10 protein-coding genes and 1 other RNA gene are annotated in these 14,665 nt (G+C 38.3%); 10 read left to right on the forward strand and 1 reads right to left on the reverse strand.

The features are described from left to right. Positions 1–109: 109 nt before the first annotated feature. The 5 genes from R2Q70_RS04960 to R2Q70_RS04980 all read left to right on the forward strand — a co-directional run bounded on the left by R2Q70_RS04960 (position 110) and on the right by R2Q70_RS04980 (position 5,978). Positions 110–1,846, forward strand: coding sequence for an ABC transporter ATP-binding protein (locus R2Q70_RS04960; protein WP_316806546.1), 1,737 nt, complete (start codon positions 110–112; stop codon positions 1,844–1,846). Further along, the gene (locus R2Q70_RS04965; RefSeq protein WP_316806547.1) at positions 1,791–3,590 is read left to right on the forward strand and encodes an ABC transporter ATP-binding protein; all 1,800 of its coding nucleotides are present in this window, start codon (positions 1,791–1,793) and stop codon (positions 3,588–3,590) included. The genes R2Q70_RS04960 and R2Q70_RS04965 overlap by 56 nt, the downstream gene beginning before the upstream one ends. A 73-nt stretch (positions 3,591–3,663) precedes the next feature. Next, positions 3,664–4,545, forward strand: coding sequence for an SMP-30/gluconolactonase/LRE family protein (locus tag R2Q70_RS04970; protein ID WP_316806548.1), 882 nt, complete (start codon positions 3,664–3,666; stop codon positions 4,543–4,545). Between the two features lie 111 nt (positions 4,546–4,656). Then, positions 4,657–5,562, forward strand: a complete 906-nt coding sequence (locus tag R2Q70_RS04975) for a hypothetical protein (RefSeq protein ID WP_316806549.1) — start codon at positions 4,657–4,659, stop codon at positions 5,560–5,562. A 47-nt stretch (positions 5,563–5,609) separates the two neighbouring features. After that, positions 5,610–5,978, forward strand: coding sequence for a luciferase family protein (locus R2Q70_RS04980; protein ID WP_316806550.1), 369 nt, complete (start codon positions 5,610–5,612; stop codon positions 5,976–5,978). 166 nt (positions 5,979–6,144) lie between these two features. On the opposite strand, the gene R2Q70_RS04985 is transcribed toward R2Q70_RS04980, so the two are convergent. Continuing rightward, complete coding sequence (locus R2Q70_RS04985; protein WP_316806551.1) at positions 6,145–6,495, reverse strand: hypothetical protein; 351 nt, start codon at positions 6,493–6,495, stop codon at positions 6,145–6,147. 323 nt (positions 6,496–6,818) lie between these two features. Between R2Q70_RS04985 and R2Q70_RS04990 the strand changes: the two genes are divergently transcribed. From R2Q70_RS04990 to R2Q70_RS05010, 5 genes are all read left to right on the forward strand, one after another. Continuing rightward, on the forward strand, positions 6,819–7,460 hold the full coding sequence (locus R2Q70_RS04990) for a hypothetical protein (RefSeq protein WP_316806552.1): 642 nt from the start codon (positions 6,819–6,821) through the stop codon (positions 7,458–7,460). Between the two features lie 174 nt (positions 7,461–7,634). Continuing rightward, positions 7,635–8,001: a transfer-messenger RNA gene (gene ssrA / locus R2Q70_RS04995) on the forward strand. Positions 8,002–8,502: 501 nt separating this feature from the next. Beyond that, positions 8,503–11,790, forward strand: coding sequence for a SusC/RagA family TonB-linked outer membrane protein (locus R2Q70_RS05000; protein WP_316806553.1), 3,288 nt, complete (start codon positions 8,503–8,505; stop codon positions 11,788–11,790). Positions 11,791–11,804: 14 nt separating this feature from the next. Beyond that, positions 11,805–13,238, forward strand: a complete 1,434-nt coding sequence (locus tag R2Q70_RS05005) for a SusD/RagB family nutrient-binding outer membrane lipoprotein (RefSeq protein ID WP_316806554.1) — start codon at positions 11,805–11,807, stop codon at positions 13,236–13,238. After that, positions 13,239–14,612, forward strand: a complete 1,374-nt coding sequence (locus R2Q70_RS05010; protein WP_316806555.1) for an MFS transporter — start codon at positions 13,239–13,241, stop codon at positions 14,610–14,612. Positions 14,613–14,665: the final 53 nt, after the last annotated feature.

Below are 14,665 nucleotides of genomic sequence, written 5' to 3' on the forward strand. Positions count from 1 at the left end.
TATCAATCTGTGTTTATCTGTTCGCAACTGTGGTTAATAAATAAAAATAAACCTCCCATCTATCAGATAATTGGGTTAAATTTGATGTTTACAAAGTTCATATCATCACATGGCAAAACCCAAAGAAGCTAAAAAACCAAGTGTTTTTAGCTTACTTGCATCCTATAAAGGCTTAATTTTTTTATTGATTTTGTTTGCTCTATTAAGTAATGGCATCAACCTGTTATTACCCAAAATCATTGCCCACGGAATTGATTCATATACCAACAAAACGTTTGATTTAAATTCAATTTTATTTCAGTTTGCGTTGGCAATTGTGCTGGTTTTTATTTTCACTTATTTGCAGAGCATTGTGCAAACTTATGCATCTGAACGTGTAGCCAGAGACCTCAGAACCAAACTGTCAGACCAGATTTCGCGTCAGAGCCATGCCTACATTATTCAGGCCAATCCATCAAAACTGCTTACCAACCTTACTTCCGATGCGGATTCCATTAAACTTTTTGTTTCGCAGGCAATTGTTTCTCTGGCCTCATCTATATTTTTAATTGTTGGTGCCAGCATTTTGCTGCTCATGATCAACTGGAAACTCGCTCTCTGCATCATTGCGATCGTTCCGATTATTGGAGGGGCATTTTTCTTCGTATTGAAAAAGGTGAGGGTTTTGTTTATCAAAAGCCGCGAAGTTATCGACTGGTTAAACAAGGTAATCAGCGAAAGCATTTTAGGCTCCGCAATTATTCGGGTAATTAATTCGCAACAGCTCGAATACAATAAATTTTTAGATGCAAATGCAAAAGCCAGAGATTTAGGATTGTCTATTCTTCGTTTGTTTGCAGGTTTAATTCCGATAATTGTTTTCGTCGCCAACCTGGCCGGATTATCCATCCTGGTACTTGGAGGTCATTTCGTTATTACCGATAGCATGACTTTGGGTGAATTCACCGCTTTCAGCAGTTACCTCTCGCTGATTATTTTTCCGATCTTGGTTATTGGTTTTATGAGTAATGTGATTGCACAGGCCACGGCATCCTATCAACGGATTGAAAGTGTGTTAAACGCACCCGAAATTAAACACCCCGGAACTTTAAAAGATGAACTGACAGGTAATGTTGAAGCTAAACAAATATCATTAACCATTGGGCAAAAGCCAATACTAAAAAATATCTCATTTACTGCCAAAGCGGGTTCTAAAACTGCGATCATCGGCCCTACAGCTGCTGGAAAAACCCAGTTGCTTTATATCTTAACAGGTTTGATTCCGCTCGATAGTGGTGAAATTCTGTTTGATGAAAAAGAAATCAATCAATATCAACAGGAAGATTTTCACCGGCAGGTGGGTTTTGTTTTTCAGGATAGTATTATGTTTAACATGAGTATCCGCGAAAATATTGCCTTTAGCGATACCGTAACTGATGAATCGCTGGCAAAAGCCATTCAGACGGCAGAGTTAAAAGACTTTGTTGATCAGCTTCCGGAAAAACTAAATACCATCGTTTCTGAACGTGGCAACAGCCTTTCGGGTGGACAGAAACAACGTATCATGTTGGCCAGGGCTTTGGCTGTAAATCCAAAAATTTTATTACTGGATGATTTTACGGCACGTGTAGATACCAATACCGAGAAACGAATTTTGGAGAATATCCAAAAGAACTATCCAGATCTTACTTTATTATCAGTTACTCAAAAGATAGCATCTGTTGAAAATTACGATCAGGTGATCTTGCTGATGCAGGGCGAAATTATTGCTTCGGGAACACACCAGGAATTGTTAAAAAGCAGTCCGGAGTATGTTCAAATTTACAATTCACAACAGAGCACCAGCAATTATGAACTACAATCTTAACCAGCTTACTCAAAAGGAGGAAAAGCAATCCACCTATCAGGCGCTTAAGAGATTGCTTCAACTCATTTCTGCAGAGCGAAGAAACCTCTGGTTAGCACTCATAGCCATTTTATTAAACTCAGGTTTGCTCTTGCTCGGACCACTTTTAATCGGTCATACCATTGATGCCTACATTCGTACCAAGCAATTTAATGGCGTGCTCATGTTTGCCGGAATTATACTCGTGATGTATATCATTGCCATGGTTACGGGTTATATTCAAACGAAAATGATGGGCGGTATCGGGCAAAGGATGCTTTATACTTTACGAAATGCAATTTTTAACAAGCTACAAGAACTACCTGTTTCATTTTTTAATCAGAATAAGGCAGGTGATTTAATCTCACGGGTAAACAACGATACCGATAAGCTGAACCAGTTTTTTTCACAGTCGCTGATGCAATTTATTGGCAGTATCGTCACCATGATTGGAGCCGGCTTTTTTTTATTAACCATTAATTTTGAACTCGGCGCTGCGGCATTATCACCAGCTGTGGTTATTGTCATTTTTACCATGGCATTATCTCCCTGGGTTAAGGCGAAAAATGCTAAAAACCTAAAAAGTGTGGGCGGCATGAGTGCTGAAATTCAGGAAAGTTTAAACAACTTTAAAGTAATTATTGCCTTTAACCGCCGCGATTATTTTAGAAAACGTTTCGATGAAGCCAACAGAGAAAACTACAAAACAGCGATAGGTGCTGGTTTGGCTAATAATATTTTTGTTCCTGTTTATGGCTTGCTTTCAGGCGCCGCACAATTAATTGTTTTGCTTTTCGGGATTTATCTTATCTCCATCAATCAGTTCTCTCTGGGTTTATTGGTGAGTTACATTTCCTATGCTACCAATTTTTATAATCCGTTAAGGCAGTTGGCTGCATTGTGGACGAGTTTTCAGGTGGCTATGGCCAGCTGGGACAGGATTTCACAAATCCTTTTATTACAAAGTGATCTCGCTCAGGTTGATGGTGATGACCCAATCAAATCTGATTCTTTATTAGAATTCCGAAACGTTCATTTTTCTTATGATGATTCGAAGGAGATTTTGCACAACATCAATCTAAAATTCGAAAAAGGAAAAACTTATGCTTTAATCGGCCCGACAGGTGGTGGCAAAACAACCACTGCCTCCTTAATTTCCCGCTTGTATGATGCAACCAAAGGCACAGTTTTTTTAAATGGAAAAGATATTCGTTCCTTTAGTGCTGAAGAGCGTACGCAGAAAATAGGCTTTATCTTACAGGAGCCATTTCTTTTTTCAGGCACAGTAAAAGACAATATTCTGTACGGAAACAGCCAGTATAAAAATGTAACCGATGAAGAATTAACTCAAATAATAAACGATGCCCATCTTGATGCATTGTTAGCGATTTTTGATGAGGGATTGAAAACACCGATCACTTCAGCTTCTGATAGTATCAGTTTAGGGCAAAAGCAGTTAATTGCTTTCATGAGAGCTGTGTTACGTAATCCTGAATTATTGATTCTAGATGAAGCTACTGCAAATATCGACACCATCACCGAGCAATTGTTAACCAGTATATTAAATAAATTATCGAAAGAGACAACGCTGGTGATTATTGCACACCGCCTGAATACCATTGAAAACGCTGATGAAATTTATTTTGTGAATGAGGGCGAAGTACAAAAAGCAGGTACCCTGGATGATGCATTGAATATGTTGTTAAAAGGAAAGCGTGTAAGTTAATGGGCATTGCTGAAACAACGTTCGCTTTCAATCCTAAAGTATAATTTTCACCTCACAAGCCAAATATCAATTAATGAAAAAGTGTTTTTTGCTTTCTATTTTAAGTTTAATTTGTTTGTTGTGTAATGCGCAAAGTCCAATTTTCGTCCAGGATAGTTTAAAACTCATTTCCTCACAGTTTAAATTTACTGAAGGCGCTTCTGTAGACAAGGAAGGTAATGTCTTTTTTACCGATCAGCCGAACAATCAGATTTGGAAGTATGGCACAGATGGAAAGCTGAGTTTGTATCTGGATCAATCGGGCAGGGCAAACGGAACTTATTTCGATAGAAAAGGTAATCTTATTGTTTGCGCCGATGAGCAAAATCAGATCTGGTCTATTGATCAACACAAAAAGATAAAAGTTCTATTTTCTGATTTCGAGGGCAAGAAAGTTAACGGCCCGAATGATCTTTGGTTGGATGCAAAAGGTGGCATTTACTTTACCGACCCTTATTACCAACGAGATTACTGGACAAGGCAAAAAGCCGAAATTGAAAAACAACGCGTTTATTATCTTCCAAAGGGAAAAAAAACTGCCATCATTGTTGCAGATGATGTAATTAAACCAAATGGGATTGTAGGTACACCAGATGGAAAATTTCTATATGTTGCAGATATGGATGCTAATAAAACCTATCGTTACCAGATTAATGTTGATGCTACGCTAACTAATAGACAAACCATTTGTTCTCAGCACTCTGATGGAATGACCTTAGACAGCAATGGAAATATTTATCTTACGGGCAAGGGTGTAACCATCTATAAACCAACTGGTGAAAAAATTGGCCACATTGATGTTCCGGAAGAATGGTGTGGAAATATTTGTTTCGGCGGTAAAAATAAAGATGTTCTTTTCATTACTGCGTCTAAATCTATTTACCGGATCCAGACTTCTGCAAAAGGGGTAGAGTAGTTGAAGATAAAATTTAGCTGCAAAAGCAATATTTTGTTTTAATATTTTATTTTCAGTAAATTTTGAAAGTTTAAGATATTGTAATTATGTTTGTTCATAAATTAATGCAATATGAAAACATTTTTAAACAAACGGCTATTAGGTTTCATCATTCCAAATTTCATTGTACTATCCATAATTGGAATCAATAAAATGATTAACCCTTTGAGCGGGGGAATGCTCGTTTTTTCTGAATTTGTGATTCTGCCTATTTTGATGGGGATAATGAGTTCTTGGTTTTGGAAGGAGCTGAAGCTAAAAAGCGGGAGTTTAGTTGGCTATTCCATTTTAAATGGTGTGGTTGCAATTTTGTTGAGCTTCATTTTTTTAGGAGAAGGGAGCATTTGCCTGATTATTGTATCGCCGCTCATTTTCGCTTTTGTAATTACAGGCGCTTTTTTAGGCAAAGCCATGTTCAATAGAAATCATAAAACTTTAAATGTAAGCTTCGTTACTTTGTTGCTGGCAATATTTATTGTCGATTCAATTTCCGAACATCATTATGAGAATATGGTATCTGATGAATTGATTATTAATGCAAAGCCTGATAAAATATGGAAAAACGTTGTTGCCTTCGAGAAAATTAAAGCTCCGGATCAGTATTGGTTATTTAAAGTTGGGATGCCAAGCCCGATGCAAACCACCGTTACCGCGAATAAAATTGGCGCAGGTAGAAAATGTATATTTAGCAATGGTTACACTTTTGATGAAAAAATTGTAGTGTTTGATGTGAATAAAAACCTAACCTTCGATATTATTAACCAGCCTAAAGATCCTGAAATTATGGGGCATATTGATATCGATAGAGGACAGTTTATTTTAAAAGATAATGGAAACGGTACCACCACACTAATTGGTAACAGCTGGTACAAACTTCATGTTTTCCCGGTTTGGTATTATGATCTCTGGGCAGAAAGCGTTACAAGAAATGTTCACTTGCGGGTGATGGATCATATCAAAATTTTAAGCGAGAAGTGATATTTCGGTTTGTGGTTAAATACCTCGGTTTTTTAAAATCGATTCCTTTGCTTGCTTTAGTTTACGATAGTTTATTGAAGCTTCATTTAATCGTTTTTCAGCCTGAAAAGCTGAATTGGTTCGATGAATTGGAAGAAGAAATATCAAAGTGGGAGGGAACAACTATTCAATTACATAAATTTGGAGGAACGCAATTTAATTTTCAGCATAAGGAATTGGGGCATCTGCATAGTAATGGTGTCTTAGATATCTTATTCAATAGAAAACTGAAGGCGGAACTGATCGCTGATGGCAGGGCATCTGAACATCATGTGTTTATTAAATCCGGATGGGTAAGCTTTCAGATTAAAGCTCACGCTGATGTGAAAAAGGCACTGGAGCTGATGCAATTAGCCTATCAACGCACTCATAAATAAGGTGTTAGCTATTGTTCTCTATTATTCATTTTACCAGCTATTAATTATATTCTGTTCAGTTTATTCAAGCGGCAGAAATGTTAAAGCCAATATATAAATTTGTGTTCCTAACATATAGGGATAGACAACTAAAAAAGCCCTTTCAGGATTGAAGGGCTTTTTTAATTTAATTCGGTTGTTTCAGATATTCCGATATGAGATCGCGTGTTTCCTCGCTACATTCCTTTTTACTATGATTAACCAGGCGATGTTGCGAAGAATTGTACTTCTCAATAAAGGTTGCTTCAGTATCACTGAATTTCAGGTAGCCTTGCTCAAAATATCTCTCCTCTATTTCTGCTGATGAATCCATTGACCTAAACCAAAGTTTAACCATAGAAGAGGTAAGTCTATCAAAATATAACCAATGGTAAATCTGTGAAACGTCAGCATCATCAGAAAGATCAAGTCGCTGAATTTCCATAATCAGGGTATCCGCGTTTTCGAAAAGATAGCGTATTTTATAGTTAGAAGACATTGCTGGCAAAAGTAATACAAGAATGATAACTTATTTCAGGATGTTTTCAACATCTTGTGAAGTGTCACGGTTTGGTTCAACAATTACTAGAGCCAAGATAATTTCAAATGGATTATGGAGAAATTAATTAGGGACGCAATCTGTAAACAAAGCCATTCATGATTGTTTATTACAAATTATCAGATATTGTATTAGTGATAAGACAGTGAGTTTGATTATTGTCAACACAAATATTTCATTTTGTCTTCAAAATTGTAATATTAAACATACAACCTGTTCATATTTGGATTTTGTATTCCTATCTTTGTCGAAACTTAAAATAAATGAAAATCGTCCCATCAATTGCTTTCTTTCTCTCAGTTTTGCTCTCAGTTTTATCCGCTTCAGTTAATACTTTCGGTCAGCAGATTCGTAATGTAAATCATACACCATTAGCTGAGGTATCGACTATCATTGATGGCAATAATCTTATTGAGAAATTACTTAATCAAAGAGATGCTTTTACCAAAAGTTTAAATAAATCTAATGAAGTTGTAGCACTTCCACAGGCAGAATACATTATTGACAGAGATCATCAAACTACCATTAAATTTAATGGCCTTGACTTTATCATCAGAGATAATGAAGTATTGGCAATTAAAGGTTTAGTTCTTTCTAAAGAAGTGCTTGCACAAATCACTAAAAAATTAGTTTTCCTTGATCGGGTTCAGTTTTATTACGCTCAAAAATCAAATATGACTTATTTAACTCCGAATGCTGATGTTCAGGAGGTTAAATTTTTAGATAAGCAATTTATTTCTTCATTGAAGATTTTTAACACTACACTTAGAGATATCGCTGCTTTAACAAAAGCAGAAAATCCATCATTTTCAGTTGAAACAAATATTTCGAAAATGCGCCAGCCAAACATTGATAAAACGATTGAAAAACAAACGCTTCAATCGTTGGTACAACTTGCTAAGTAAGAGGTTACTAATAAGATATTTTTTTAAAGATCGATTTTTTGAAAGCCATTCGTTAGGATGGTTTTTTTTCGTTTTGAGCCATTTTATCGATAAATCGTGGATAATTGGTTGGCTTTGGCTTGTTTTTTGTATATTTGTTGTTCTGTTACGTGTAATAAACATTTAATGGAAACTGGGGCCGTTCTTGGATTTGACAGGGTGGCGAAGGTTATGTTAGCATGCAGTGCGTTGTACGGAGAGCACTTAAAGTGAACGTTCACATTTTAGTTGGCGAAAATACTTACGCCTTAGCTGCCTAGTTTAGAACTAGCATAGCTTTTGTCCCTCTAACTGCTGCATTGTTGGGTTAGAATCCGGGGCATCGAAACAACAAAGCTGGCTTCAAAGCGATGCGATTTGAAGTGAGATGAAGCATCTAAGGATTTAAATAAGGTCGGTTTTCAGCCCGTTTATTTCCCGAAAATTAATTGAAAAATAAGCATGTAGAAGGTATAGGTTATCTCACAACTGGACAAGGGTTCGACTCCCTTCGGCTCCACAGGAATTAATTCAAAATTCAAAAAAAAACAAAAACCCTGCAAATCATTGATTTGCAGGGTTTTTGTTTTTGCGATTTAGTGGCTTTTTCGCCTGAATATTGCCTATGGAAGGTGAATCATTTGCTACAATAAAAATGAAGCTTCTTTAAATTTAAAAGTTGCTATCTGGCTTTTCTTCCTTGACGAGGATATTTTAAAAGCGAGTCTTTTGAAATATACTATTGTGTAACGTGGATGTTTTTATACAAGGTTGCCCAAACTATTATAATTAGATCAATAAAGATTACCATTCGCTAGTTTAACATCACTTTTAGTAAAATTTGGAGTATGATTATCCGCTTTGGCACTAAACGTTTATATTTAAAAAATGCTAAATTTGTTCGAATTAGCAAATGTGTATGAGGTATCGGCTAATTTTATTAGTATTAATCTGTATCCCTTTTAACCGCCCTTATCCCTTAAATTTTAAACTTAGGTACTTCCAGCGCCTTATCTAATTACTTATGAATAAAAAATTACTTTATTTATTTTTATTGACTCTATTGCTTTCCAATTTACTTTATGCCCAAACTCGAATTCTATCAGGAACCGTTAAGGAATCAGAGAACAATTTTGTTCTACCCGGTGTGACGGTAAAGATACAGGGAACCAATTTGATAACTGTAACAGATAAGAACGGTTATTATCGAATTTCGGGTGCTGCTAATGAAGGTATAATCATATTTTCAGCAGTTGGAATGCTAACGTATAAAGAAGCAATCAATGATAAAACTTTCATTGATGTATTACTGAAAGCTGATTCTAGACAATTATCAGAAATAATTATTAATGCCATTGGTGTAGAAACCCAGCGGGATAAGTTTGGCTCCTCAGTTTCTACGGTGAAAGGTGCAGCTATTGCCAGTTCTGGTGAAACCACTTTGTTAACAGGTATCAGCAGTAAAGTTTCGGGAGTTCTAATTACCAGAAATGGTGGCGATCCGGGTTCGGGTGGTTATATACAAATCAGGGGGCAGAATACGATTAACGGGAATGCCCAACCGCTATTTATTGTGGACGGGATGCCGGTAAGTAATTCAAGCGATAATGCTGGTACTGCTGCAGGTAACGGGATTATCCAGCAATCCCGGATTAATGACATCAATCCGGAAGATATCCAGAGTATGGAAGTACTCAAGGGCGCATCAGCTGCGGCACTTTGGGGAACCAGGGCCGCAAACGGAGTAATCATCATCACCACTAAAAAGGGAAAAAATTCTGATGGAAAGGTAAACATTGCTTTCAAATCTACCTTATCGCTCGACAGGGTGAATAAGTTACCTGAGCTTCAAAGTACATATGGTCAGGGAACATCTGGATTTTACAATCAGGGCGATAAACTGAGTTTCGGCGATTTAATCTCAGGCCGGGCAGGCGGAGCTGATAACTACATCACTAACCCTGGCGCAAGCGGTTATCAGGGCTATACTTTGCTTCAGGATGGAACAAGAAGGTATGCCATTGCTGCTGGAAATGCTGCTAATCCACATGGAGGAAAAAATTCACGGGAGGTATTTGACAGGTACGCTGATATTTTTCAGACTGGTCACTTCCTAGACAATTCACTTGCTCTAAGTGGCGGAGATGCCAAGTCGAATTTTTTTATCAGTTATGCCAATCTCAGTCAGGATGGAATCATCAAAGCTTTTAGTGAGTATGACCGCAATACGGCCCGAGTGAATGCGGCTACAAAATTCAATTCATGGATCAAAGCATCGGTAAACCTGGGCTATACGAAAACAAAGGCATTCAGGGTACAGGAAGGTGATAATGTAGATGGTTTATTGTTGGGCGCCACCAGAACGCCGGCAGATTTTAATAATGCATTATACCAGGGAGTTTATACAAATGTTGCTAATGAGGTGTTGCAGAATGCACACATTTCTTACCGTAATCCCCTTGGAAAAGATCTAAGTACCATTTATTCCAATCCGGTATGGAACATCAATAACAACCGCAACAGTAGTAATGTTGATCGTTTGACAGGTGTTGTAGAACTAGGTTTAACGCCGCTTTCATGGCTGTCAATTACCGGTCGCTCGGGAATTGACAATTATGTAGATGATCGAACGGAACGTTTTGCAAGAAATTCCGCCTTGTTCTTGAATGGGTTTTTATCTAAAAACCAGATTTCGGAAAAACAGTTTAATACGGATTTTTTTGCTGCAGCCAATAAAAAATTTAATGAAGATTTTGGCGGTACATTATTGCTTGGTGTTAATTACAACAGCAGAAGAAGAGCCACACAATCTGACGCCATATCCAATCTAATTGTACCTACAGCCCCAGATATATTAACCAATGCATTGAATTCGAACCTTTCTGCAAGTAACTATAGCTCGCTGATCCGTACTTATGCCTATTACCTGCAGGCAGATGTAGAGGCGTATGACATGTTATTCTTAACACTTTCTGGAAGATCTGAAAGCGCTTCAACCTTTGGTACCAATGCCAACAGCAGTTTTTTCTTCCCATCTGCAGCATTGGCCTGGCAGCTTACCAAAATTAAAGGACTGGATAATATACCGTTTCTTGATTTTGCTAAGCTTCGCCTAAGTTGGGGACAGGTAGGAATTCAGCCTCAGCCATATCTTAATTTCACCACTTTTAGCCCTGCGATTTATGGTGATACCTTCACCCGTGGTTTATCTTCGGTGAGCAGTCTGTATGGCGGAGGTTATGTAAGAAGTTTGACCGAAGGCAACGATAACTTGCGCCCGGAACGCAAAACTGAAAGTGAAATAGGTTTAGATTTACGATTGTTTAATAACCGCTTAAATGTTTCCGCAACTGCTTATACCAATCAAACCAAAGATGTAATTCTACCATTAAATGTGCCTAGCGAGACGGGTTTTACCATCAAAAATGCAAATGCTGCGGTGCTTTCCAATAAAGGATTAGAGGTAGATGTAAACGGAGATGCCATTAAAATTGGCGCCTTCCGTTGGAATATCTCTGCAACTTTTGCCATGAACAGAAATGAGGTAAAATCTTTGGCAGGTGCCACCGTTTATACTTTGCCGGATAGCTATATGCAGAATGCATCGCTCATTCCAGGTCAGCCGTTTGGGATATTTTATTCAACAGATTTTTTAAAAGACAGTAACGGAAAATATATTCTGGATGTTAATGGTTTTCCGCAGGCGGGTATCAGCAATGAAATTATTGGTAATCCCAATCCCAAATGGCAGGGAGGTTTAGGAAGTACTTTTTCTTATAAAAATATATCGCTATTTGTACTTTTTGATCGCATCTCGGGTAACGATTTTTTCAACGGAACCAGAGGCTCGCTTTATAGTATCGGTACCCATGCCGACCAGGGGCAAACCGTTATTGCACCTTTAGGTGGATTAAAGGATGTGAATGGTAATTTAATCGCCGCAGGCACTTCATTTCAGGGACAGATTAAAGACTTTGGCGCCGGACCAGTTGCAATTAACCAGGCCTGGTGGCAAGGAAGAGGATCGGCATCCAATTCAGCTTCTTATAAACAATTTGTAGAAGATGCCAGTACTACAAGACTTCGCGAAGCAACCTTGAGATATTCAATTAATGTGAAATCAATTAAGTTTTTATCCAGTCTTTCTTCCATTGATTTAAGTGTAACCGGAAGAAATCTTGTTTTATGGACAAAATATACTGGTACAGACCCTGAGGTTAATATCTCTGGTGCAGGTTTGGCCCGGGGTCAGGATTGGTTTACCAATCCAAACACGAAATCTCTTCTCTTTTCAGTTCAGGTAAAATACTAACTAATAAAGCCTTTATGACAACGAAATATATACGAAATACTTTATATGTACTTTTAATGGGATGTACCATTGCCATTAGTGGTTGCAAAAAGTTATTTGATCAACCCGATATCAATAACAACCCGAATGCAGTCACAAATATCGATCTGCCTACGCTTTTTAGTGGAACCTTATTGGGCATTTCGCTATTACATGAAGATACTGACGTACGGATTGCAAGCATGTGGTCGGGTCAGCTTAACGGACTTAACAGGGCCCACCTTGGCTATTCTCAATATATTGTTTCTTCCCAAAACTTCTCCTGGAATACGATTTATGCTGTGGCCGGTCAGGCAAGATTGATCCAGCTTAAAGCAGATTCTGTAGGCAATAAGTGGGGGAAAGGAATAGGTCAGATTCTTGAAGTTTTCGCCATTCAAAAAGTTACGGATCTGTATGGTGATGTGCCTTACAGCCAGGCATTTGATGGTAAAAGATTTCCAACACCAGTTTTTGATCCACAGCAGGATGTTTACAAGTCACTTTTAAATGTGTTAGATGATGCCATCAGCAATCTTTCAGCTAGCTCTGGCTCAGCTTTTCCAACAAAAGATTTTATTTATAAAGGGGATGTTGCCAAGTGGAAAGCAGCCGCAAATACATTGAAAGCCAGGTTGAATCTTCACTTAAAAAATTATGCCGCTGCAGCAGAAAGTGCCAGGTTGGGAATCGGTACAGCAGGCGATGCTTTGGTACCTCACGGAAACAGTATTGGTGTAGACATGAACCAGAACTACGATTTTTTTGCAGTTTCCCGAACCGGAGATACTGGTTTTGATGGTGCTTATCTGCCGGTTCTGCTTAAAAGCCGCATCAATTCTTTAAATACAAAAACCGACGAAACCGCCATTTATAACTATTTCTTTAAAACCGGGATTACCGCTACCGGTAGTCTTGATCCGAACACAGTTGATGGCGCTTTTGTGGCCAATGCCGCTCACCCGATTTTGACCTATTATGAAAACCAACTGATCCTGGCGGAATCTCAGGCCAGACTGGGTATGTTGGATGAAGCTGTAGCGGCGCTGAATAACGTACGCTCCAGATTAAATAGTGGTGTTTTCAATGGCAGAACCTTGCCTGCCACTGGGCGAAAATATGACGCTTATACCTTGTCTGATTTTAATAGAAATGGTTTGGCAAATCCAACAGGATCGGGCAGTGTGCAGTATGCACTGCTGTACGAAATTATTGCTCAACGGTATATTACGTTATTGATGCAATATGAAGTTTTTAACGATTATCGCAGACTTTCATCAGGGGTGCCAGTGGTAGAACTACCAGTGCCTTTAAAAACAGGGTCTAAAAAACCCAATCGGTTTATCTATCCGCAAACAGAAATCAATACCAACCCCAATGTTCCAAAACCTTTGCCAGATCAGTTCACTAAAGTAGCCATCTACAACTAAATGCAGATCGTAAAAAAAACAAAATTGCCAGCATTGGCTGACAGTGCGGTGTTGCGGTACTTTAATTTCATCGCCCTTTATTTTGCTGAGGGATTGCCAATGGGTATGTTGTTTATAGGCATTCCAGCCTGGATGGCCATGAACGATAAAAGCATCGTCGAAATTGGTAGTTTCGATGTGGCATGTGCCTTCCCATGGACCTTTAAATTTTTCGTTGCGCCATTAATGGATCGTTACACTTATTTACCAATGGGACGTAAAAGACCCTGGGTAATTATTTGCCAGACGGGATTATTTTTGAGTATGGTTGGCTTTGCTTTTGTACCAGATCCACTCAATAATGTTCATTTGCTGGTTATTGGCGGCTTTATCGTTTCAATCTTCGGCGCCTCGCAAGATGCGGCTACTGACGGGTTGGCCGTAGATACCGTTCCAGCAGAAGAGCAGGCAAAAACCAATGCCTACATGAATGGATCCCGGATGATTGGAAGTTCATTTGCACTCACCATTGGAACCTGGTTGCTCACAGATTATAACTTCAAAATTTCTGTATTGGTAATTGCGATACTGATTGGCCTGATCATCTTTGTACCCTTATTATTGCGGGAGCGAAGTTCCGAACGGATTTTCCCATGGAGTTCAGGCGCACCTGATGAAGACAATGAGAAACTGCAGATCAATAGCTGGGCGGCGATGGTTAAGTCATTGTATATGGCTTTCAGTCTGAAAAACTCTTTTTTGCTTGGTCTTTTGCTTTTTACCTCTCAGGGCGCTTACAATTATTTTGAGAAGTTACTTCCCATCTTTGCCGTTAAGGTAAGTGGTTGGACGAATGTATATTATTCCCATGTCTTTTCCATCGCAGACCTTACTGGTGGCATATTAGGCATGTTGGTTGGCGGCTGGTTGATAGATAAATTTGGAAAGAAGCGAATGATCTATACTTATTTATTTTTCATTTTCTTTGAAACGTTATTGCTTGTATTTCTAAGTGAATATTGGACCAATGTTCCATTTCTATACAGCTTTATCATCATTTACAGATGGGTAAATGCCTTTGCTAAAATCGGAGTATTTGCAATTGCGATGCAGTGCTGTTCGAAAAAGGTTTCAGCGAGTCAGTTTACGTTTTATATGACGATTGGCGCATTAGGCTCAATGGTTGGTGCTTCCCTGATTGCGCCTGTGAAATCTTTTTTCAGCTGGGAAGTGTCTTTTGCGTTGTTTGCTTTGATGATGTTAATGAGTGCTTTTCTTTTACGCCTGTTAAACTTTAATAAACTGGAACAACAAATATCTGACATGGCTGAAATTGATGCTGAAGAAGACTATCAGAAAACAGGCTCAGATGCCTGGCAAATAAGTAAGCCTTAAAAGTTTTTCGATAACGAATCCCATTTACAACTGCTGATTATGAGGTGATTTTT

The organism is Pedobacter agri (assembly GCF_032678665.1).
Taxonomy (GTDB): domain Bacteria; phylum Bacteroidota; class Bacteroidia; order Sphingobacteriales; family Sphingobacteriaceae; genus Pedobacter; species Pedobacter agri_A.